Below are 445 nucleotides of genomic sequence, written 5' to 3'. Positions count from 1 at the left end.
GATCAAGCTTGATCAGCTTCATCGCATCGCCCTGGGCCATGTCCGGCAGCACATCGTCATCACCAGGCTTGGTGATTTGCGGCATGACGCGGGTGTAACCGTCGAACTTCAGGATGCGGCCCTTGGCGCGCAACTCGAAGTCACCGGCACCGACGGTGACCGTGGTCGACAGGTATTGGGCCGGCAGCATCTGGCAGGCGAGGAACTGGCGCCAGATCAGCTCGTAAAGCCGCTCGGCATCACGCTCCATGCCCGACAGCTTGCTTGGCTCGGTATTGGCGTCGGACGGACGAATCGCTTCGTGAGCCTCTTGTGCGCCTTCCTTGCTGCTGTAGACGTTCGGGGTTTCCGGCAGGTACTTCTTGCCGAATTCGCCTTCAATATAAGTACGCGCCATCGTCACGGCATCGGCCGAGAGGTTGGTGGAGTCGGTACGCATATAAGT

At 59.8% G+C, this 445-nt stretch carries 1 protein-coding gene; it reads right to left on the bottom strand.

Going from position 1 to position 445, the window contains the following annotated elements:
* Nucleotides 1-445 (bottom strand): DNA topoisomerase (locus AC1DM5_RS36585; protein WP_477976970.1); only part of this gene is annotated, 445 nt, incomplete at both ends.

It is taken from the genome of Rhizobium sp. 01T437 (assembly GCF_056398505.1).
This window is presented reverse-complemented; position numbering and strand designations above follow the sequence as displayed.